Origin of the sequence: Enterobacter cloacae complex sp. I3 (assembly GCF_014896175.1) — a bacterium.
GTDB lineage: Bacteria > Pseudomonadota > Gammaproteobacteria > Enterobacterales > Enterobacteriaceae > Enterobacter > Enterobacter bugandensis.
In genome coordinates this window covers 105,871-127,037 of the sequence record NZ_JADBQZ010000007.1, presented here as the reverse complement: position 1 = coordinate 127,037, position 21,167 = coordinate 105,871, and the positions used below count along the sequence as shown (strand labels likewise).

The window sequence follows — 21,167 nt, the reverse complement described above, 5'->3', positions numbered from 1 at the left end:
GGAGAAAGACGGCGTGGAAATGTACGAGAACGAACACGATCAGGTCGACGCGATTAAACGCTTCTTTGCTGAAAACGGCAAAGCGCTGGTTGTTGGGGTTATTTTAGGTGTGGGTGCGCTGGTGGGCTGGCGTTACTGGAACAACCATCAGGCGGATTCCGCGCGCGGCGCGTCCCTGTCCTATGAAAATACCGTTAGCGCGATTCGTGCCGACCAGCCGCAAACGCTGGCTGCGGCAGAGAAATTTGCCGCTGACAACAAAAACACCTACGGTGCACTGGCAGCGCTGGAAGTGGCTCAGCAGTACGTTGATAAAAACGAACTGGATAAAGCCGCTGCTCAGCTGTCTCAGGGCCTTGCTGCTGCCAGCGATGAAAACCTGAAAGCGGTGATCAATCTGCGCCTGGCACGTATTCAGGTTCAGCAGAAAAAAGCTGACGACGCGCTGAAAACGCTCGATACCATCAAAGGCGAAGGTTTTGCTGCCATCGTTGCCGATCTGCGCGGTGAAGCACTGCTGAGCAAAGGTGACAAAGCGGGCGCGCGTAAAGCGTGGCAAGCTGGCGTAGAGAGCAAAGCGTCACCTGCGCTGAGCGAAATGATGCAGATGAAAATAAATAATTTGTCCGTCTGAGAGGGACCCGATGCAATTGCGTAAATTACTTCTGCCAGGACTGCTTTCTGTTACGTTATTAAGTGGTTGTTCACTGTTCAGTGGCGAAGAAGACGTTGTGAAAATGTCCCCACTGCCGACGGTTGAAAACCAGTTTACCCCATCCACCGCGTGGGATGTCTCCGTGGGCAGTGGGATTGGTGATTTCTATTCCAACCTTCATCCTGCGTATGCAGACAGCGTTGTCTATGCCGCTGACCGCAAAGGTACCGTGAAAGCGGTGAACGCCGATGACGGGAAAGAGGTCTGGTCCGTTAACCTGGCGGAAAAAGACGGCTGGTTCTCCCGTAAACCTGCACTGCTGTCTGGCGGCCTGACCGTTTCCGGTGGGCATGTCTACGTGGGCAGCGAAAAAGCGCAGGTTTACGCGCTGAATGCCAGCGATGGTTCTGTTGCATGGCAGACCGCCGTAGCCGGTGAATCCTTGTCACGTCCGGTCGTGAGCGACGGGCTGGTGCTGATCCATACCAGCAACGGCCAGCTGCAGGCGCTGAACGAAGCGGACGGTCTGGTGAAATGGACCGTTAACCTGGATATGCCTGCGCTCTCTCTGCGCGGTGAATCCGCGCCGGCAACCGCATTTGGCGCTGCCATTGTGGGCGGTGACAACGGTCGCGTGAGTGCCGTGCTGATGCAGCAGGGCCAGATGATCTGGCAGCAGCGTATCTCGCAGGCCACTGGCTCAACGGAAATCGACCGCCTGAGCGACGTAGACACTACTCCGGTTATCGTTGACGGTGTGGTTTACGCCCTGGCCTATAACGGCAACCTGACCGCGCTGGACCTGCGCAGCGGCCAGATCATGTGGAAACGTGAGCTGGGCTCTGTGAATGATTTCATCGTGGACGGTAACCGCATCTATATGGTTGACCAGAACGATCGCCTGCTGGCGCTGAGCACCGAAGGCGGCGTGACGCTGTGGACGCAAAGCGATCTGCTGCACCGTCTGCTGACCGCGCCAGTGCTGTACAACGGTAGCCTGGTGGTTGGCGACAGCGAAGGCTATATGCACTGGGTTGATCCAGAGAATGGCCGCTTCGTGGCGCAGCAGAAAGTGGACGGTTCAGGCTTCCTGACCGACCCGGTTGTGGCTGACGGCAAACTGCTGATTCAGGCAAAAGACGGCACGCTGTACGCGATCACGCGTTAATTACCCGGCGGTTGTAGTATACTAAACGGCTCCTGTTCACTCAGGAGCCGTTTTGACATTTTTAAAAACGCCGCGAATGCGACGTTTATTTGAATTTTATGAGGCTTCAAACATGGTACCTGTGGTCGCGCTTGTCGGGCGCCCTAACGTTGGAAAATCCACTCTTTTTAACCGTTTAACACGCACCCGTGATGCGCTGGTTGCGGATTTCCCGGGGCTGACGCGTGACCGTAAGTACGGTCGTGCAGAGGTGGAAGGACGCGAGTTCATCTGTATTGATACCGGCGGTATTGATGGCACAGAAGACGGCGTTGAAACCCGCATGGCGGAACAGTCCTTGCTGGCGATCGAAGAAGCGGATGTTGTGCTGTTCATGGTGGATGCGCGCGCTGGCCTGATGCCGGCGGACTCCGCAATTGCTAAGCACCTGCGTTCTCGCGAAAAGCCAACTTTCCTGGTGGCGAACAAAACTGACGGCATCGATGCCGATCAGGCTATCGCGGACTTCTGGTCTCTGGGCATGGGGGATATCCACCCGATTGCGGCATCGCATGGCCGCGGTGTGACCAGCCTGCTGGAAACCGTTCTGCTGCCGTGGGTGGACGAAGTGAACCCGCCGGAAGAGGTGGACGAAGACGCCGCATACTGGGCGCAGTTCGAAGACGGTGAAGAGGGCGAAGAAGAAGAGCCTGAAGATGACTTCAACCCGCAGGATCTGCCGATCAAGCTGGCTATCGTCGGTCGTCCAAACGTAGGTAAGTCTACGCTTACTAACCGTATTCTGGGTGAAGAGCGTGTGGTGGTTTACGACATGCCGGGCACTACGCGTGACAGCATCTACATCCCAATGCAGCGCGATGAACGTGAGTATGTCCTCATCGACACCGCCGGTGTACGTAAGCGCGGAAAAATCACCGACGTGGTGGAAAAATTCTCCGTTATCAAAACCCTGCAGGCGATTGAAGATGCCAACGTGGTGCTGCTGGTCATCGACGCGCGCGAAGGTATCTCCGATCAGGATCTCTCTCTGCTCGGCTTTATCCTCAATAGTGGGCGCTCACTGGTCATCGTCGTCAACAAGTGGGACGGCCTGAGCAATGAAGTGCGCGAGCAGGTGAAAGAGACCCTGGACTTCCGTCTGGGCTTTATCGACTTTGCCCGCGTGCACTTTATCTCTGCGCTGCACGGCAGCGGCGTCGGTAACCTGTTCGAATCCGTGCGTGAAGCCTACGACAGCTCCACCCGTCGTCAGAGCACCGCCATGCTGACCCGTATCATGAATATGGCTGCAGAAGATCACCAACCGCCGCTGGTGCGCGGTCGTCGCGTGAAGCTGAAATATGCCCACGCCGGTGGCTATAACCCGCCAATCGTGGTGATTCACGGCAACCAGGTGAAAGACCTGCCGGATTCCTACAAGCGCTACCTGATGAACTACTTCCGTAAATCGCTGGACGTGATGGGCACGCCTATTCGTATCCAGTTCAAGGAAGGGGAAAACCCGTTCGCCAACAAGCGCAACACCCTGACGCCGAACCAGATGCGTAAGCGTAAGCGTTTGATTAAGCACATTAAGAAAAGCAAATAATCATTGCCGATCTCACAAAGGCCCGCGTTTATCGCGGGCTTTTTTTTTGGCCCAATCATACCGTCGGTTCTCTCTGTGTGAAGTCAATCACTATTCACTCCCAACCATCTTTAAATCCAGAAAAGTAGACAATCGTCGAATTTTCATCTTAAAGTCCCTGATCCGGTACTAGACAAAACTAGCGACTGGTTATCAAATGGTTAACTAACTTTTCGCCGCATGTAAAAAATCGGTCAGATACGTAACTGGCCGGCGTACCTGCTGGTGTTTACAAGCACGACACATACCTTTCGGGAGAATTATGCAATCCTCTGTTAATCAAAAAGAGAGCCGAACCTTCTTCGGCCATCCTTATCCGCTCGGTTCGCTGTTCTTTACCGAGATGTGGGAGCGTTTCTCGTTCTACGGCATTCGCCCGCTGCTGATCCTTTTTATGGCCGCCACCGTCTATGACGGCGGGATGGGCCTGGCGCGTGAAAACGCCTCGGCGATTGTCGGTATTTTTGCCGGTACCATGTACCTGGCCGCGCTGCCGGGCGGCTGGCTGGCGGATAACTGGCTCGGCCAGCAGAGAGCCGTCTGGTACGGTTCGATTCTGATCGCGCTCGGCCACCTGTCGATTGCGCTGTCGGCTATCATGGGCAACAACCTGTTCTTTATCGGCCTGATGTTCATCGTGCTCGGCTCTGGCCTGTTCAAAACCTGTATCTCGGTGATGGTCGGCACCCTGTATAAAAAAGGCGATGCGCGTCGTGACGGCGGTTTCTCGCTGTTCTACATGGGCATTAATATGGGCTCGTTCATCGCCCCGCTGATTTCCGGCTGGCTGATAAAAACCCACGGCTGGCACTGGGGCTTTGGTATTGGCGGCATCGGGATGCTGGTGGCGCTGATTATCTTCCGCGTATTTGCGGTTCCGGCGATGAAGCGCTACGACAGCGAAGTCGGTCTGGACTCCACATGGAACAGCCCGGTGGTGAAGCGCAACGGCGTGGGCGTCTGGCTGCTGGCGCTGGCGGCAGGCGTGGCAACGCTCGTGACGCTGATCGCGCAGGGCGTGATTGTCATTAACCCGGTCGCGGTAGCCAGCGTGCTGGTCTACGTAATTGCGGCGTCCGTTGCCCTCTACTTCATCTACCTGTTCATCTTCGCGGGCCTGAACCGCAAAGAGCGCGCCAGGCTGCTGGTCTGCTTTATTCTGCTGGTCTCAGCCGCGTTCTTCTGGTCCGCGTTTGAGCAGAAGCCAACCTCGTTCAACCTGTTTGCCAACGACTACACTAACCGCATGATCGGTGATTTTGAAATTCCGGCGGTATGGTTCCAGTCGATCAACGCCCTGTTCATCATCCTGCTGGCCCCGGTGTTCAGCTGGGCATGGCCAAAGCTCGCGAGCATGAACATTCGCCCGAGCAGCATCACCAAGTTTGTTATCGGTATTCTGTGTGCGGCAGCGGGCTTTGGCCTGATGATGCTGGCGGCACAGAACGTGCTGAGCAACGGCGGGGCGGGCGTGTCGCCGTTCTGGCTGGTGGGCAGTATCTTAATGCTGACGCTGGGGGAGCTGTGCCTGAGCCCGATCGGTCTGGCGACCATGACCCTGCTGGCGCCGGAGAGAATGCGCGGCCAGATGATGGGGCTGTGGTTCTGCGCCAGCGCGCTGGGTAACCTGGCGGCGGGCCTGATTGGCGGTCACGTGAAGGCCGACCAGCTGGATATGCTGCCGGATCTCTTCGCGCGCTGCTCCATCGCGCTGCTGATTTGTGCCGCAGTGCTGATCGTCCTCATTGTTCCGGTGCGCCGCATGCTGGAAAATGCACAAACTAAACCGGCAGCTAGCGCCTCATAAACCTCAGTGTGCCGGGGCAGGCGTTATGCCCCGGCACTGTACTTCCTGAGGTGAAACCATGCAGTTAGGATTTGTTGGTCTTGGTGCGGTAGTGGAAACAGCCTATCTGCCCGCACTACGTAATCTGTTCGATGGCGCTGTTCGTTGTTTCGGCTTTGATGTTCTCCCCGCAAAGCACCCTGAAGGCGTTACGCGCTGCGCCTCGCTTGCTGCGCTTTTAGCCACCCCGTTGGATACCCTTTTTATTACCACCGCATCGCTGCACCACCTTGAGGTGCTTGAGCTGGCGATTGCCTCGCCGGTTCCGCGGATTGTGATTGAAAAACCGATTGTCGCCACGCTTTCTCAAATCGAAAAACTCAACGCGCTGCTGGCAACGCCCGGCGTGGCGTCCCGCGTGCTGGCGCTCGACCACTGGATGGCGCGCATCGAAACGGTGAAGCGGTCGCTGGTCGGCCATGTATCTGACATTGCCAGAATCGAAGGTTTTTTGCAGGAGCCGAGCGGATATAACGCCGCAGGGGAACCCATCGCGCTCAATTTCGCGACCGGAGAGCCGGATACCAGAACGCTTCGCCACCCGGACGGCGTGATTCTGGATATCGGAACGCACGTGCTGGCGATGCTGCGTGAAACGCTGCGCTATCTGGGCGGTCAGGACGATATGACGCTGCAGGTGGTAACGGCTAAAGACCGCCTGGGCCACGATATCGCAAAGGGTGACCAGACCACCGCGGAAGGCGAGGCGCACTTGCAGGGAACCATCAGCGGCGTGCCGGTGGATATCTGGCTTAATAAATACGCGGGACCCGCGGGCGGGCAAAAGGGCCTGCGTCTCTATTTACGCGACGGGCGCATTATCAACTACGACCGACGCGGCGCGGAAGATGTGCTGGAGCTAGTTAAAGGTAAGAATATTCAGCGCTGGCATATCCCCGGCACGATCTACGAACGCTGTCTTGCCGGTCATATTCTTGGCGCAAACAGTCTGTTTGAGCGCGATCCGCAGGAGGTGAGCCGCACAACGCGCCGCAGGATCGATGAGGTGGCGCTGCTGCTGACCTTGCAGCAACAGTTGCGTGGCCCGCACTGAAGACGTGGTAAAATTATCGCAGACCTGAACGCCCTGAAGGAGACACCATGACCATTACCTGCCCGGATTGCCAGGCACAGCTTGAACCCCTGAACGGGGCGGCGCACTGCGACAGCTGTAATAAAGATATTGCGCTCGAAGCCCGCTGCCCGGAGTGCCATCAGCCACTCCAGGTCTTAAAGGCCTGCGGGGCGGTGGACTATTTCTGCCAGAACGGCCACGGCTTAATTTCTAAAAAGCGCGTGGAGTTTGTTCCGGCCGAAGATTAATCGCACACGCAGTCTTCGCCTTTTTTCCACAGCTCGACCAGCGACTCGGGCGCTTCCTGCTCAGGTACCAGCACGATGATATCGGCGTAGTGCGCCTGATTTTGGCCGGTCCAGATAATCTGGATGCGGAAATAGCGCTGGTCACCGCTGCCGGGTGACGACGTCTGACCCGGCGGCTGACCGCGTGGAAAGGCCTGCTCCAGGATGCTCACCAGGCGCTGGCGCTGGGCCTCATTAAGCGAGGAGAGCGCGATGGTACGCTGGCCGCTCAGCTTAGGAATAAAAGCGACGCCGCCTTCCCGGGCCAGCTCAACCACGGCGTCATCCGTCAGTTCCGGAACCTGCATTTACAGCACTCCCACCTGTTCCCAGGCCTGTTTTATCGCCGCCCCAACGTCGCTACCGGAGCGTTTCTCTCCGTGCGCTATCGTCAGTTTTGCGAAGGCATCAAAATCCGCATCCTGCGCCAGATTGCGATCGCAAACCGTGTCGTACCAGGCGTAACCAGCTTTTTCCCAGGCGTAACCGCCGATCGACGTCGCGGCCAGGTAAAACGCCCGGTTGGGGATGCCGGAGTTAAGATGGACGCCGCCGTTATCCTCGCGCGTTTTGATGAAATCTTTCATGTGCGCGGGCTGCGGGTCTTTGCCGAGCAGGGGATCGTCGTAGGCGGTGCCGGGTTCAGACATGGAGCGCAGCCCTTTGCCGTTAATGCCCGCAGCCAGCAGCCCTTCACCAATCAACCAGTCTGCTTTATCGGCGGTTTGCTTGAGATGGTACTGTTTCACCAGCGAACCAAACACGTCTGACAGGGACTCATTCAGCGCGCCTGACTGTTCGAAATAGATTAGCCCGGCTTCGGTCTCGGTGACGCCGTGGCTCAGCTCGTGCGCCACCACCTCGATGGCAATCGTAAAGCGGTTAAAGATCTCCCCGTCACCGTCGCCAAATACCATCTGCTGACCGTTCCAGAAGGCGTTCTGATATTCCCGACCGTAATGCACTGTGCCGGTCAAAATAAGCCCTTTATTATCGAGCGAATCGCGCTGATATTCTTTCCAGAAGAAATCATGGGTGATACCCAAATAATCGTACGCCTCGTCCACTGCCACATCGCCATTCGACGGCTGGCCCTCGTAACGCACCTGGGTACCCGGCAGCTCCTGGGTCTGTTTCGCATCGTAGATATCGCGCTCAAGCTGACCGGCTTTATTCACGTGCGGCGCGGCGGGTTTGCCCGGCATATGCGCCATCAGCGTCTGGACGTGGGTTAAGGTCTGACGGGCATAGCGCTGCTGCGGTTCGGAACCGCTTTCGATAATACGACGAAGAATATAAGGGGGAATAACGCTACGAAGATGGGACATGCTGCTCTCCTTATTAAAAAAGGGAATAGCAGCAGTATAGTAAGTAACCGGCGAAGAATTATCCGGTTTTGCGCTGACGCGTCTTTTTCACCGGTTTAATTGATTTCACTTCGCTTTCCACCCAGCCGTCAGACAGGCGGGTGGTAAGAACGTCACCGGTGTTCACCTGCTTGGTTTGCTTCAGCACTTTGCCGTCCGCTGCTGTCGTTACGCTATAGCCGCGCGCCAGCGTGGAGAGGGGGCTGACGGCTTCCAGATGGGTCACCGCGTTGCCAAAACGCTCACGTGTGGTGCTCAGGCGCGCCCGGAGAGTCTCCGCCAGACGATATTCCAGCTGCTGAATGCGCGTTTGCGCACGATAGATTTTCGGCTGCGGATTCTGCTGGTTCAGGCGCTGGGTCACACGCTGCTGGCGCGTCACCGCGCGCTTAAGCTGATTATCAAGCGCAAAGTTCATGCGCTGACGCAGGCGTTCCAGCACGGTCTGCTGGCGCGCCAGACGAAGCTGCGGGTGCTGCTGCTGAAGACGATGATGAAGCTGGGTAAAGCGGCGGGTACGGTTGGCAAGGAAGTAGTCCATCGCCATCTCAAGACGCTGCTGGCCGTTCTGAAGCTGACGCAGCAGCTCCAGCTGGTTACGGCTCACCACTTCCGCCGCCGCGGACGGCGTAGGCGCACGCAGATCCGCAACAAAATCCGCAATTGTCACGTCCGTTTCATGCCCGACGGCGCTCACCACGGCGATCTCGCTTGCAAAGATTGCCCGCGCCACGCGCTCGTCGTTAAAGCTCCACAGGTCTTCCAGCGAGCCGCCGCCGCGCCCGACGATCAACACGTCACACTCCTTACGCGCATTTGCCAGTTTAATGGCGCGTACAATCTGACCTGGCGCATCGTCACCCTGAACGGCGGTCGGGTAGATAATGACGGGCAGGGAAGGATCGCGACGCTTCAGTACGTGCAAAATGTCGTGCAGGGCGGCACCGGTTTTCGAGGTGATGACACCCACGCAGTGGGCAGGCGAGGGCAGCGGCTTTTTGAACTGTTGGTCGAAAAGTCCCTCTTCGGAGAGCTTCGCCTTTAACTGCTCATACTTTTGCTGCAGCAGGCCTTCGCCCGCGGGCTGCATGATCTCAACGATGATTTGATAATCGCCGCGCGGCTCATACAGGGTGATATTGGCGCGAACCAGAACCTGCTGGCCGTGCTGCGGACGGAACGTCACGCGACGGTTGCTGTTGCGGAACATCGCGCAGCGCACCTGGGCGGTGTCGTCTTTTAAGGTAAAGTACCAGTGTCCGGAGGAGGGCTGCGTGAAGTTAGAGATTTCACCGCTGATCCAGACCTGCCCCATTTCCTGCTCAAGCAGCAAACGCACCGTCTGATTAAGGCGGCTGACAGTATAAATTGAGGGGGATTGAGAGGATAACATGTGAGCGGGATCAAATTCTAAATCAGCAAGTTATTCAGTCGATAGTAACCTGCTGAGAGGCATTCGCAAGCATTTTTTCAAAAAAGTGTAGATGCAATCGGTTACGCTCTGTATAATGCCACGGCAATATTTAACCACCCAGGTCAGAGATATTGCCCATGCTACGTATCGCTAAAGAAGCACTGACGTTTGACGACGTCCTCCTCGTTCCCGCTCATTCCACCGTTCTGCCGAATACTGCCGACCTCAGCACGCAGTTGACGAAAACCATTCGTCTGAACATTCCTATGCTCTCCGCGGCAATGGACACCGTGACTGAAGCGCGCCTGGCTATCGCCCTGGCACAGGAAGGCGGCATTGGCTTTATCCACAAAAACATGTCTATCGAGCGTCAGGCGGAAGAAGTTCGCCGCGTGAAGAAGCATGAGTCCGGCATCGTGTCCGATCCTCAGACTGTTCTGCCAACCACTACCCTGCACGAAGTGAAAGCCCTGACCGAACGTAACGGCTTTGCCGGCTACCCGGTAGTGACCGAAGACAATGAACTGGTGGGCATCATCACCGGTCGTGACGTGCGCTTCGTGACTGACCTGAACCAGCCTGTCAGCGTCTACATGACGCCAAAAGAGCGTCTGGTGACCGTCCGCGAAGGCGAAACTCGCGACGTGGTACTGGCGAAAATGCACGAAAAACGCGTTGAGAAAGCGCTGGTTGTGGATGCGAACTTCCACCTGCGCGGCATGATCACCGTTAAAGATTTCCAGAAAGCAGAACGTAAACCGAACGCCTGTAAAGACGAGCATGGCCGTCTGCGCGTCGGCGCTGCCGTAGGCGCGGGGGCAGGTAACGAAGAGCGCGTTGACGCGCTGGTGGCGGCGGGCGTTGACGTCCTGCTGATTGACTCCTCTCACGGCCACTCCGAAGGCGTGCTGCAGCGTATTCGCGACACCCGTGCGAAATATCCTGACCTGCAGATCATCGGCGGCAACGTGGCGACGGGCGCAGGCGCTCGCGCACTGGCGGAAGCGGGTTGCAGCGCGGTGAAAGTGGGTATCGGCCCTGGCTCTATCTGTACCACCCGTATCGTGACCGGCGTGGGCGTTCCACAGATCACCGCGGTTTCTGACGCGGTTGAAGCGCTGGAAGGCACCGGTATTCCGGTTATCGCTGACGGCGGTATCCGCTTCTCTGGCGATATCGCGAAAGCCATCGCCGCGGGCGCTGCTGCCGTAATGGTAGGCTCCATGCTCGCTGGTACCGAAGAATCCCCGGGCGAAATCGAACTCTACCAGGGCCGTTCTTACAAATCTTACCGTGGGATGGGCTCCCTGGGCGCGATGTCCAAAGGTTCCTCTGACCGTTACTTCCAGACCGATAACGCTGCTGACAAACTGGTACCGGAAGGTATCGAAGGCCGCGTGGCCTATAAAGGCCGTCTGAAAGAGATCATTCACCAGCAGATGGGCGGCCTGCGTTCCTGTATGGGTCTGACCGGCTGTGGTACCATTGACCTGCTGCGTACCAAAGCGGAATTCGTACGCATCAGCGGTGCGGGTATCCAGGAGAGCCACGTTCACGACGTGACGATCACCAAAGAGTCCCCGAACTACCGTCTGGGCTCCTGATAAGTTTCCGCGCCCGGCTTCTGCCGGGCGCTTTGTTTTGTTTCACTTGCCTCGGAATTAGCGTCAATGACGGAAAACATTCACAAACATCGCATTCTCATCCTGGACTTCGGTTCTCAGTACACTCAGCTGGTCGCGCGCCGCGTGCGTGAACTGGGCGTTTACTGTGAGCTCTGGGCGTGGGATGTCACGGAAGCACAGATTCGCGAATTCAATCCAAGCGGCATCATCCTGTCCGGCGGCCCGGAAAGCACCACCGAAGCGAACAGCCCGCGCGCGCCGCAGTACGTGTTCGAAGCGGGCGTACCGGTATTCGGCGTCTGCTACGGCATGCAGACCATGGCGATGCAGCTGGGCGGCCACGTAGAAGGCTCTAACGAGCGCGAGTTCGGCTACGCGCAGGTTGAAGTTGTCACCGACAGCGCGCTGGTGCGCGGTATCGAAGACTCCCTGACCGCAGACGGCAAGCCGCTGCTGGATGTGTGGATGAGCCACGGCGACAAGGTTACCGCCATCCCATCCGACTTCGTGACCGTTGCCAGCACCGAAAGCTGCCCGTTCGCCATCATGGCGAACGAAGAAAAACGCTTCTACGGCGTGCAGTTCCACCCGGAAGTGACCCACACCCGTCAGGGTATGCGCATGCTGGAGCGCTTCGTGCGTGACATCTGCCAGTGTGAAGCCCTGTGGACCCCGGCAAAAATCATCGACGACGCCGTTGAGCGTATCCGCCAGCAGGTTGGCGATGACAAAGTGATCCTCGGCCTCTCCGGCGGCGTGGACTCCTCCGTCACCGCGATGCTGCTGCACCGCGCCATCGGTAAAAACCTGACCTGCGTCTTCGTGGACAACGGTCTGCTGCGTCTGAACGAAGCGAAGCAAGTCATGGACATGTTCGGCGACCACTTCGGTCTGAACATCGTTCACGTGGAAGGCGAGCAGCGCTTCCTGGACGCGCTGAAAGGCGAGAACGATCCGGAAGCGAAACGTAAAATCATCGGTCGCGTCTTCGTGGAAGTATTCGACGAAGAAGCGCTGAAGCTGGAAGACGTGAAGTGGCTGGCGCAGGGTACCATCTACCCGGACGTGATCGAGTCTGCGGCCTCCGCAACCGGTAAAGCGCACGTCATCAAATCTCACCACAACGTGGGCGGCCTGCCGAAAGAGATGAAGATGGGTCTGGTTGAACCGCTGCGCGAGCTGTTCAAAGACGAAGTGCGTAAGATCGGTCTGGAACTGGGTCTGCCGTACGATATGCTCTACCGTCACCCGTTCCCGGGTCCGGGTCTGGGCGTGCGCGTGCTGGGCGAAGTGAAGAAAGAGTACTGCGACCTGCTGCGTCGCGCGGACGCGATCTTCATCGAAGAGCTGCACAAAGCTGACCTGTACAACAAAGTAAGCCAGGCGTTCACCGTGTTCCTGCCGGTTCGCTCCGTCGGGGTAATGGGCGATGGCCGTAAGTACGACTGGGTTGTTTCCCTGCGTGCGGTGGAAACCATCGACTTCATGACCGCGCACTGGGCGCACCTGCCGTATGACTTCTTAGGCCGCGTGTCTAACCGCATCATCAACGAAGTGAACGGTATTTCCCGCGTGGTGTATGACATCAGCGGTAAGCCACCGGCTACGATTGAGTGGGAATGATGGAGTAAATTTTTTCACTGCCTGACTTAATAAAAGAACACCAATAAATTTTTCTATTGGTGTTCTTTTTAAAAGTTAAAGATTTAAATATCCTAATTGAATTTATAATACCTTATTGTTCATAATCCCAGCCCCATGAATGTAAGCATTGTATTGCATGAAGGAGAGCACATAAATAAATACTTTTGGATATTGAGAAATAATTCCTCCCACTAAAAGATTTATCCAAGTCCTCAGGTATATTTATATAGCTTAATGTTTTCAATTGTGTTTTTGTTCTTTTTATTTCAGAATAAAGTTGTGGAGATTCTCTCAGTTGGAAGTGCTCTTTATTTCCCTGAAGGATTAAATCGTCAAGATAATTAGCACTTATGGAGAGATCGGCTTTTAGATTGTTGTGCAACATATTAAAGTTAATCATTTCTTTTTGAACGTTGCTCATCAGTTCTTGCAGTTTAGATTGATCAACTCTTGCTTTCATCTCTAAAACCAGATTGCAAAAATAAGTATCATTCAATAAATCCGCCTCTAGATATGCATTTGGATCTAAATCATACTTTGAATGAATTTTCTTCCTGAAAGAACGATCTCCAAATATATTTTTAATAGGATTAAGGTTATCCTCAAGGAAGGATATTTGGTAAAATCTATGTGATATGTTTTCTGAGGTTTGCCAGGCGAGTTGCCCTTGGAATGTTCGGAAAACCATTTCTGAACTTTCATGCAGTAAATGTCGTAGATATCTCTCTGCATGCTGATTGGTATCATATTGATCGAAGTGGTTTACTATTCTTATTAATGTTTCCCCAGCTAGTCTACTTAATTTAATAAGATCATTTTTATGTTTTTTTTGTGTTTCAGTTAGTGCACTTCTATATTTTAAATGAGATTGAGATAAATGAGAACGATAGTCATTGAAATGATCTTTCTTCGCAAAATCACTTTGCTTTTTTGCATATAACATACTTAATGCCGATACAATTAATGCGGCAAATGATAAAATTTCAGTTAGTCCAATATTCATTGTATCCATAACATATCATCTATTATTCCACGTCCTAGGATTATACTTTGTTGAACATTTCTGCATCAAGGAAATTGTTCAGAGGATTAGAATTTTAAATATCCAATAGCGATCGTTATGAGACTGATTATTCTGAACCCTGCATGGTTACCGCTGCAGGATATATTTACATCACTGCAATAAATGAATTAGCCAGAAGAGTATGCATTTCGCGTAGTCTTGTAAGCGTTAGTGTAGGGGAACACTGAATTTGTCCTCGTGGACTTAGGAGTTATGCTCATCTCAGACCAATACATAAGTCCCAATGAAATGAAGAAATTTCAGCGTAGAGTTTAAACATAAATACGCCAAACTATTATATTTAGTTGTTGAATTGTTAGTTGAGTTATGTCTGCAGGATATTCCTGTTGTTTGACATATTATTCTCTCAAATCACCATCTATCAAACCGCAATCTCGCAACCTTCGAGAAAGTAAACTGATTGGTTTTCTTCTATAAATGCCTTCAATAAAAGGCTCAGATAGTCCTTTGAATAAAAGAAATGACCGAAATGCCGGATGACGGCTGTGTCGTTTCCGGCCGGCTAAGGCAATGCAGACTATTTCTCTCCACTCCCCAACCTATACGCCAGCGCCACCACCAGCGACTGCACCAGGCACAGCGTTGCCGACTGGGACCGGAACGCATCCACCTGCGCCTCTTTCACCACAAAGCAGAGATCGCTGAATGTTGCCAGCGGGCTTATCTGGCTGTCCGTAATCACGATCTGCCGGGCGCCGACGCTGGCGGCGGTTTCGCTGACCATCACCGTCTCTTCCGCGTACGGCGAGAAGCTGATCGACACCACGATGTCGCGCGCCTTAATGCGGCTGATTTGCTCGCGCAGCATCCCGCCCATGCCGTCGAGCAGGATAGGGCGGCACTCCAGGTGGCTCAGGGCGTAGGTAAGGTAGGCAGCGACGCTAAACGAGCGGCGCAGTCCGGCGATGTAGATAGTGTCGGCGTCGGCCAGCAGCTGTACCGCGCGCTCCAGCATTTCCGGCTCGGCGCGGGCGGCCAGCTGCTGCAGCGCCTGCGCGTTCGAGCGGGCGAACTCCTGCAGAATATCGAGCGGCGTTTCCGGCACGGCCTCGCTCTCCATTTCGCGGAACAGCCGCGCGCGGTCGCTGTAGCTGGCAGTCTCCTCCACCAGGTTCATGCGAAACAGCTGTTTCATTTCGTTGAAGCCGGTGAAGTCAAAGGCGTTGGCAAAGCGGATCAGCGTCGACGGCGGCACGTCGGCGCGCTCGGCAATGACGGCAACCGTATCAAAGGCCACGCTGTTGGTGTTATCCAGCACGTAGCGGGAGACCTGCTGCAGCCTCTTGCTCAGGCTATCGTAGCGATCGCGGATTTGCTGCTGCAGTTCGTTCAGGCTGGTTGCTGTCGTCATGTTATCCCCCAAATACAGTCTGATGATTCTAAACGCAAAACCGCGGCTTTTAAATGTCGGCCATCCATCTGGCAGCAAAAATGAAACAGAAGCTTCAGTCATTTCCTCGCCCGAAATCCCTTAATAGCGCACGCAGCGTCAGTGTTGCTGGCTGTTAACATAAAAATCCATCCTTGATCACAATAATCATCATTTATTTTATTTCAACTTAAAATGGAATATTTGTTTCATATATAGTGTCCTGTACACAGCGTTCAGGTAACAGTCACGTATCAACAGCGAGAGGTTAAGGATGGAGACGGTAGCGAATTTTATTCACGGCGAATGTGTCACCGGTTCAGGCCAGCGCGTTCAGGCGATCTTCAACCCGGCCACCGGCGAGCAGATCCGCCAGGTGGTGATGAGTACGGCACAGGAAACGGAGCAGGCGATTGCCGCCGCGCAGCAGGCGTTTCCCGCGTGGGCGCGCCAGGCTCCGCTTAAGCGCGCGCGCGTGATGTTCCGCTTCAAGGCGCTGCTGGAAGAGAACATGACGCGCCTGGCCCGCATCATCAGCGAAGAGCACGGCAAGGTCTTCTCCGACGCGGTGGGCGAACTGACCCGCGGTCTGGAAGTGGTGGAATTTGCCTGCGGTATCCCGCATCTGCAAAAGGGTGAACACTCTGCGAACGTCGGTACCGGCGTCGACAGCCACTCGCTGATGCAGCCGCTCGGCGTCTGCGCCGGGATCACGCCGTTTAACTTCCCGGCGATGGTGCCGATGTGGATGTTCCCCATTGCGCTGGCGACCGGGAATACCTTCGTGCTGAAGCCGTCGGAAAAAGACCCTTCTCTCGCGCTCGCGCTGGCGCAGCTGCTAAAAGAGGCAGGCTTGCCGGACGGCGTCTTCAACGTGGTGCAGGGGGATAAAGAGTCCGTTGACGTGCTCCTGACCGACCCGCGCGTGCAGGCGGTGAGCTTTGTCGGCTCCACGCCGATTGCCGAATACATTTACCAGACCGCCTCCGCCCACGGTAAGCGCTGTCAGGCGCTGGGAGGCGCGAAAAACCACTGCATTTTAATGCCGGATGCCGACATGGAGATGGCGACCAACGCCATCATGGGCGCGGCCTATGGCGCGGCGGGGGAACGCTGCATGGCGCTCTCGGTGGTGCTGGCGGTGGGGGATAAAACCGCCGATGACCTCTGCACCCGGCTGGAAAAACAGATTGAAGCGCTGCGCGTCGGGCCGGGGCTGGACCAGACACCGGAAAACGAAATGGGGCCGCTTATCTCCTCCGCGCACCGCAGCAAGGTGCTGGGCTATATCGACAGCGGGGAAGCGCAGGGGGCGAAACTGCGCGTGGACGGGCGCGGCTTCAGCGTGAAGGGCCACGAGCAGGGCTACTTCGTCGGGCCGACGCTGTTTGATAACGTCACACCGGAGATGACCATCTATAAAGAAGAGATTTTTGGCCCGGTGCTTTCTGTGGTGCGCGTAGCAGATTACGCCAGCGCGGTGGACCTCATTAACCGCCATGAATATGGTAATGGCTCGGCGATCTTCACCCGTGACGGCGGCTGCGCGCGCCGCTTCTGCGAAGAGGTGCAGGCGGGCATGGTGGGGGTCAACGTGCCGATCCCGGTGCCGATGGCATTCCACAGTTTCGGTGGCTGGAAGCGTTCCATCTTTGGCGCGCTCAACGTGCACGGCAACGACGGCGTGCGTTTCTACACCCGAATGAAAACCATCACCGCGCGCTGGCCGGAATTGCAGCAGGAGACAGGCGCTGCGTTCTCCATGCCGACGCTGGGCTGACAGGAGGCATTATGCAAACCGAACGTATGACCATGGCCCAGGCGCTGGTCCGGTTCCTGAATCAACAGTACGTCAGCGTTGACGGCAACGAAACGCCCTTCGTGGAGGGCGTGGCGACGATCTTTGGGCACGGCAACGTGCTGGGTATTGGCCAGGCGCTGGAGCAGGATCCCGGTCATCTGAAAATCATGCAGGGGTGCAACGAGCAGGGCATCGCCCACATGGCGACGGGATTCGCCAAACAGCACCGCCGCCAGCGCATTTTTGCCATCACCTCCTCGGTCGGGCCGGGCGCCGCCAATATGGTCACGGCGGCGGCCACCGCCACGGCGAACCGCATCCCGCTTTTACTGCTGCCGGGCGATATCTACGCCAGCCGCCAGCCGGACCCGGTGCTGCAGCAGATCGAGCAGTATCACGATCTCAGCATCAGCACCAACGACTGCTTCCGTCCGGTTTCCCGCTACTGGGACCGCATCAACCGCCCCGAGCAGCTCATGAGCGCCATGCTAAGCGCGATGCGAACGCTTACTGACCCCGCAGATACCGGAGCGGTGACCCTCTGTCTGCCGCAGGACGTGCAAGGGGAAGCGTGGGACTACCCGCTAAGCTTCTTCGCGCGTCGGGTGCACCACATCGAACGCCGTCCGCCCGATCCGCAGCGACTGGCACAGGCGCGGGCGCTGATCGCCCGCAAGCGCCGTCCGCTGGTGGTGTGCGGCGGCGGCGTGCGCTACTCCGGCGCGCATGAGGCGTTTCGCGAATTTGTCGAGACGCTGCAGCTGCCGTTTGCCGAAACGCAGGCCGGGAAGGGGGCGCTGGTAAGTGACCACCCACTTAACCTCGGCGGCGTAGGAGTGACGGGCGGAATGGCCGCCAACCAGCTCGCGCCACAGGCTGACTTAGTGATTGGCGTCGGCACGCGCCTGACCGACTTTACCACCGGCTCCAAGGCGCTCTTTTCCCACCCGGACGTCGAATTCCTGCTGCTGAACGTGGCCGAGTTTGACGCCCTGAAGCTGGACGCCACCGCGCTGATTGCCGATGCCCAAACCGGGCTGCAGGCCTTAACCCACGCGCTCGGCGATTACCGCAGCGGCTGGGGAGAGGCGATCGCCCAGGCTAAATCCGCGTGGCGCGATGAGTGCCGCCGCTTGTGGGATCGCCAGTGGCATCCGGACGACGCGCCCGAAGTGGCGGGGCATCTGGACGCGCAGCTGACGGAATACGGCGAGACGCTCAACACCCGCCTGACCCAGACGCGGGTGCTGGGGCTGATCAATCAGCATGTGGAAGATAACGCCATCGTGGTGGGCGCGGCCGGTTCGCTGCCGGGAGATTTACAGCGCCTCTGGCAGGTCAAAACGCCGGACAGCTATCACCTGGAGTACGGATACTCCTGCATGGGCTACGAGATTGCGGCGGCCATCGGCGCGAAGCTCGCCCGCCCCGGGCAGCCGGTTTACGCCATGGTGGGTGATGGCTCCTACATGATGCTGCACTCCGAGCTGCAAACCGCGGTGCAGGAGGGCATTAAGGTCACCGTTCTGCTGTTTGATAACGCCAGCTTCGGCTGCATTAACAACCTGCAGATGGGTCACGGAATGGGCAGCTTTGGCACGGAAAATCGCCATCGCAACCCGGAAACCGGGCGGCTTGACGGGCCGCTGGTGAAGGTCGACTTTGCGCAAAACGCGGAAAGCTACGGTTGCTGCGCGTGGCGGGTGAACGACGAGCAGAGCCTGCTGGCGGCGCTTGAGGCGTCACGCGCCCATCCGGGCCCGACGCTGCTGGACATCAAGGTATTGCCGAAGACCATGACCCATGACTACGCCTCGTGGTGGCGAACCGGTGACGCGCAGGTGGCAGAGTCGTCTGCCGTGCGTGAGGCCGCGGAGCAAACGCAGGCGCAGGTGAAAAAAGCCCGTCAGTATTGAGTTTTCCTGTCTTAACGAAATTTTCATTTCATTTCCCCCTCACCCTAACCCTCTCCCCAAAAGTGGAGAGGGGATGGGGTGGTGCACGCTTTTCTCCCTCGCTCCTTTGGGGAGAGGGCCGGAGTGAGGGGTGAGCAGTACCTTCTTTCATGTTGTGAGATTGATAACAAAAATTATCTCATACATCTCAAAAGTGTTAACCCGCACTCAAAAACATAATTTTCACTATTTATAAAAATGAAATAAATGTTTTATTTATAGGGTCGTTAGTTCACAGCATTCACCAACACCGGGAGCCGTTATGTTTAACATTGCTTTACTGGGCGCTGGCCGAATTGGCCAGGTACATGCAGCTAACATCGCCAGCCACGGCGCGACCACGCTCTGGTCCGTGGTTGATCCGAATCAGGAATTTGCCACCCGTCTCGCCGCACAGTATCAGGCCCGCCAGCAGAGCGTGGATGAGGCGATGACCGACCCTAACGTTCACGCCGTGCTGATCGCCTCCGCCACCGACACCCACGCGGATCTGATTGAAATGGCCGCCCGCCACGGCAAGGCTATCTTCTGCGAAAAGCCGGTACACCTCGACCTCGCCCGCGTGCGCGACTGCCTGAAAGTGGTTAAAGAGTACGACGTGCCGCTGTTCATCGGCTTTAACCGCCGCTTTGACCCTCAGTTCCGCCGCGTGAAAACCGATGCCCAGGCCGGACGCATCGGCAAGCCGGAATCGTTGCTGATCATCTCCCGCGACCCGTCTCCGCCGCCCGCGGAGTACGTGCGCGTCTCCGGCGGCATGTTCCGCGATATGACCATTCACGACTTCGACATGGCCCGTTTCATCATGGGCGAAGAGCCGGTGTCGGTGTATGCCCAGGGCAGTAACCTGGTGGATCCGGCGATTGGCGAGGCGGGGGATATCGATACCGCGTTTATCGTTCTGAAATATGCCTCCGGCGCGATGGCGACCATCGTCAACAGCCGCCGCTCCTCTTACGGCTACGACCAGCGCCTGGAGCTGCACGGCTCCGAAGGGCTGCTGTGCGCCGGCAATATTCTGGAAAACCAGGTGCAGCACTACGGCAAACAGGGCTGCACCAGCGCGCTGCCGGAACACTTCTTCCTGCAGCGCTACAAATCCGCTTACGCCGCGGAATGGGAACACTTTGTTGCGGTCCTGCGCGGCGAAGCGGTGCCGGACTGCAGCGGCGATGATGGTGAACGTGCGCTGTACCTCGCGGATAAAGCGCTGGAGTCGCTGCGTAGCCAGCGCGAGATCGTCCTCTAAACACAACAACCCTACACAGAGAGACATAATAATGAAAAAACTGATCTTAGCCGCCCTCATCGCAATGACGTCCGGGGCCGCCCTCGCCGAAAACGAGCAGATTGTTTTCAGTACGCCAAACCTGGCCATGCCGTTTGAGGTTCACATGCAGCGTACGGCGGTGAAAGCCGCGAAAGAGATGGGCGTGAAGCTTCAGGTACTGGACGGGCAGGGCAGTTCACCGAAGCAGGTGGCTGACCTGGAAAACGCCATTACCCGCGGGGCGCAGGGCTTTATCGTCTCCCCGAACGACGTGAACGCGGTCTCCAGCGCGGTGGATGAAATTCAGGATGCGAAGCTGCCGGTGGTCACCCTTGACCGCTCCGTCGACAGCCAGAAGAAAGTGCCCCACTTTGGCGCCAACAACTACAAAGGCGGCCAGGCGATTGGCGACTTCGTCAAAACCAAATTCCCCGACGGGGCAGAGATCATCCTGCTCACCGGCCAGCCGGGTTCCTCTTCCAATATTGAACGCACCAAAGGGATCCGCGACAGCCTGAAGGCGGGCGGGGATAAGTACAAGATCGTCGCCGATCAGACCGGCAACTGGATGCGTTCTGAAGGGATGCGCATCGTCGAAAGCGTTCTGCCTTCGCTACCGAAACGCCCGCAGGTGATCCTCTCCGCCAACGACGATATGGCGCTGGGCGCGATTGAAGCCCTGCAGAGCCAGGGCGTGAAGCCGGGTGAAATCCTCGTGACCGGCTTTGATGCGGTGCCGGAAGCGCTGGCCCGCGTGCGCGACGGCTGGCTGGCGGTAACGGCGGATCAGCGTCCGGGCTTTGCGGTGCAGACGGCGATGAGCCAGCTGGTGGCCAACGTGCGCGAGAAGAAAGCCATCACCGGGGCCGACTACCCGCCAACGCTTATCACCAAAGAGAACCTGCAGCAGGCTGAGCGTATCGGTGAGGCCGGTAACTGATATGTCCCGAGCCGCCTCTGGCGGCTCAACATGAGGAGGA

Annotated in this window: 17 protein-coding genes; 12 read left to right on the top strand and 5 right to left on the bottom strand. The window is 56.7% G+C overall.

The features are described 5' to 3' along the window. Positions 1-13: 13 nt before the first annotated feature. The 6 genes from IM271_RS07185 (at position 14) to IM271_RS07160 (ending at position 6,619) form a co-directional block, all read left to right on the top strand. Positions 14-634 (top strand): YfgM family protein, encoded by a 621-nt coding sequence (locus IM271_RS07185; protein WP_028014059.1) that lies wholly within the window; start codon positions 14-16, stop codon positions 632-634. A 10-nt stretch (positions 635-644) separates the two neighbouring features. Continuing rightward, positions 645-1,823, top strand: coding sequence for an outer membrane protein assembly factor BamB (bamB, locus tag IM271_RS07180; RefSeq protein ID WP_028014058.1), 1,179 nt, complete (start codon positions 645-647; stop codon positions 1,821-1,823). A 112-nt stretch (positions 1,824-1,935) separates the two neighbouring features. Then, positions 1,936-3,411, top strand: a complete 1,476-nt coding sequence (gene der, locus IM271_RS07175; protein ID WP_028014057.1) for a ribosome biogenesis GTPase Der — start codon at positions 1,936-1,938, stop codon at positions 3,409-3,411. 301 nt (positions 3,412-3,712) lie between these two features. Continuing rightward, positions 3,713-5,257, top strand: a complete 1,545-nt coding sequence (locus IM271_RS07170; protein ID WP_041908728.1) for a peptide MFS transporter — start codon at positions 3,713-3,715, stop codon at positions 5,255-5,257. A gap of 58 nt (positions 5,258-5,315) precedes the next feature. Beyond that, entirely contained in the window at positions 5,316-6,350 is a 1,035-nt protein-coding gene (locus IM271_RS07165) for an oxidoreductase (protein ID WP_193052389.1), read from the top strand. 47 nt (positions 6,351-6,397) lie between these two features. Further along, a complete protein-coding gene (locus IM271_RS07160) occupies positions 6,398-6,619 on the top strand; it encodes a zinc ribbon domain-containing protein (RefSeq protein ID WP_028014054.1) in 222 nt (73 codons plus the stop codon). Here IM271_RS07160 and IM271_RS07155 read toward each other — a convergent pair. From IM271_RS07155 to xseA, 3 genes are read right to left on the bottom strand one after another with little or no spacing between them, the layout of a single operon-like run. Then, a complete protein-coding gene (locus IM271_RS07155) occupies positions 6,616-6,966 on the bottom strand; it encodes a protealysin inhibitor emfourin (RefSeq protein ID WP_028014053.1) in 351 nt (116 codons plus the stop codon). The genes IM271_RS07160 and IM271_RS07155 overlap by 4 nt on opposite strands. Next, positions 6,967-7,986: a M4 family metallopeptidase gene (locus IM271_RS07150; protein WP_193052388.1), complete on the bottom strand. Its 1,020-nt coding sequence runs from the start codon at positions 7,984-7,986 to the stop codon at positions 6,967-6,969. Positions 7,987-8,044: 58 nt separating this feature from the next. Continuing rightward, positions 8,045-9,418, bottom strand: coding sequence for an exodeoxyribonuclease VII large subunit (gene xseA, locus IM271_RS07145; protein ID WP_193052387.1), 1,374 nt, complete (start codon positions 9,416-9,418; stop codon positions 8,045-8,047). Positions 9,419-9,576: 158 nt separating this feature from the next. Here xseA and guaB point away from each other — a divergent pair, with 158 nt between their 5' ends. Together guaB and guaA are read left to right on the top strand one after the other, a co-directional pair. After that, positions 9,577-11,043, top strand: a complete 1,467-nt coding sequence (guaB, locus tag IM271_RS07140) for an IMP dehydrogenase (protein ID WP_069733435.1) — start codon at positions 9,577-9,579, stop codon at positions 11,041-11,043. Positions 11,044-11,109: 66 nt separating this feature from the next. Beyond that, positions 11,110-12,687 carry a glutamine-hydrolyzing GMP synthase gene (gene guaA, locus IM271_RS07135; RefSeq protein ID WP_028014050.1) on the top strand — a complete coding sequence of 526 codons (1,578 nt, stop codon included), beginning with the start codon at positions 11,110-11,112 and terminating at the stop codon, positions 12,685-12,687. A 112-nt stretch (positions 12,688-12,799) separates the two neighbouring features. Here guaA and IM271_RS07130 read toward each other — a convergent pair whose 3' ends face one another. Both IM271_RS07130 and IM271_RS07125 read right to left on the bottom strand, forming a co-directional pair. Beyond that, positions 12,800-13,720, bottom strand: coding sequence for a hypothetical protein (locus IM271_RS07130; protein ID WP_226858952.1), 921 nt, complete (start codon positions 13,718-13,720; stop codon positions 12,800-12,802). A 589-nt stretch (positions 13,721-14,309) separates the two neighbouring features. Further along, positions 14,310-15,143 carry a MurR/RpiR family transcriptional regulator gene (locus IM271_RS07125; protein WP_024908667.1) on the bottom strand — a complete coding sequence of 278 codons (834 nt, stop codon included), beginning with the start codon at positions 15,141-15,143 and terminating at the stop codon, positions 14,310-14,312. 292 nt (positions 15,144-15,435) lie between these two features. Between IM271_RS07125 and IM271_RS07120 the strand changes: the two genes are divergently transcribed. The 4 genes from IM271_RS07120 (at position 15,436) to IM271_RS07105 (ending at position 21,127) form a co-directional block, all read left to right on the top strand. Beyond that, the gene (locus IM271_RS07120) at positions 15,436-16,941 is read left to right on the top strand and encodes a CoA-acylating methylmalonate-semialdehyde dehydrogenase (protein WP_193052386.1); all 1,506 of its coding nucleotides are present in this window, start codon (positions 15,436-15,438) and stop codon (positions 16,939-16,941) included. 11 nt (positions 16,942-16,952) lie between these two features. Continuing rightward, complete coding sequence (iolD, locus tag IM271_RS07115; RefSeq protein WP_193052385.1) at positions 16,953-18,878, top strand: 3D-(3,5/4)-trihydroxycyclohexane-1,2-dione acylhydrolase (decyclizing); 1,926 nt, start codon at positions 16,953-16,955, stop codon at positions 18,876-18,878. A 301-nt stretch (positions 18,879-19,179) separates the two neighbouring features. Then, positions 19,180-20,166 carry an inositol 2-dehydrogenase gene (gene iolG, locus IM271_RS07110; protein WP_047368086.1) on the top strand — a complete coding sequence of 329 codons (987 nt, stop codon included), beginning with the start codon at positions 19,180-19,182 and terminating at the stop codon, positions 20,164-20,166. Between the two features lie 31 nt (positions 20,167-20,197). Beyond that, positions 20,198-21,127: a sugar ABC transporter substrate-binding protein gene (locus tag IM271_RS07105; RefSeq protein ID WP_041908742.1), complete on the top strand. Its 930-nt coding sequence runs from the start codon at positions 20,198-20,200 to the stop codon at positions 21,125-21,127. Positions 21,128-21,167 lie beyond the last annotated feature (40 nt).

Bases quoted from the DNA above. Each gene is read 5' to 3' on its own strand.
- iolD (WP_193052385.1), top strand. From the start codon at position 16,953: ATGCAAACCGAACGTATGACCATGGCCCAGGCGCTGGTCCGGTTCCTG.
- IM271_RS07160 (WP_028014054.1), top strand. From the start codon at position 6,398: ATGACCATTACCTGCCCGGATTGCCAGGCACAGCTTGAACCCCTGAAC.
- der (WP_028014057.1), top strand. From the start codon at position 1,936: ATGGTACCTGTGGTCGCGCTTGTCGGGCGCCCTAACGTTGGAAAATCC.
- guaA (WP_028014050.1), top strand. From the start codon at position 11,110: ATGACGGAAAACATTCACAAACATCGCATTCTCATCCTGGACTTCGGT.
- iolG (WP_047368086.1), top strand. From the start codon at position 19,180: ATGTTTAACATTGCTTTACTGGGCGCTGGCCGAATTGGCCAGGTACAT.
- guaB (WP_069733435.1), top strand. From the start codon at position 9,577: ATGCTACGTATCGCTAAAGAAGCACTGACGTTTGACGACGTCCTCCTC.
- IM271_RS07170 (WP_041908728.1), top strand. From the start codon at position 3,713: ATGCAATCCTCTGTTAATCAAAAAGAGAGCCGAACCTTCTTCGGCCAT.
- bamB (WP_028014058.1), top strand. From the start codon at position 645: ATGCAATTGCGTAAATTACTTCTGCCAGGACTGCTTTCTGTTACGTTA.
- IM271_RS07125 (WP_024908667.1), bottom strand. From the start codon at position 15,143: ATGACGACAGCAACCAGCCTGAACGAACTGCAGCAGCAAATCCGCGAT.
- IM271_RS07130 (WP_226858952.1), bottom strand. From the start codon at position 13,720: ATGGATACAATGAATATTGGACTAACTGAAATTTTATCATTTGCCGCA.
- IM271_RS07105 (WP_041908742.1), top strand. From the start codon at position 20,198: ATGAAAAAACTGATCTTAGCCGCCCTCATCGCAATGACGTCCGGGGCC.
- IM271_RS07120 (WP_193052386.1), top strand. From the start codon at position 15,436: ATGGAGACGGTAGCGAATTTTATTCACGGCGAATGTGTCACCGGTTCA.
- IM271_RS07155 (WP_028014053.1), bottom strand. From the start codon at position 6,966: ATGCAGGTTCCGGAACTGACGGATGACGCCGTGGTTGAGCTGGCCCGG.
- IM271_RS07150 (WP_193052388.1), bottom strand. From the start codon at position 7,986: ATGTCCCATCTTCGTAGCGTTATTCCCCCTTATATTCTTCGTCGTATT.
- IM271_RS07165 (WP_193052389.1), top strand. From the start codon at position 5,316: ATGCAGTTAGGATTTGTTGGTCTTGGTGCGGTAGTGGAAACAGCCTAT.
- xseA (WP_193052387.1), bottom strand. From the start codon at position 9,418: ATGTTATCCTCTCAATCCCCCTCAATTTATACTGTCAGCCGCCTTAAT.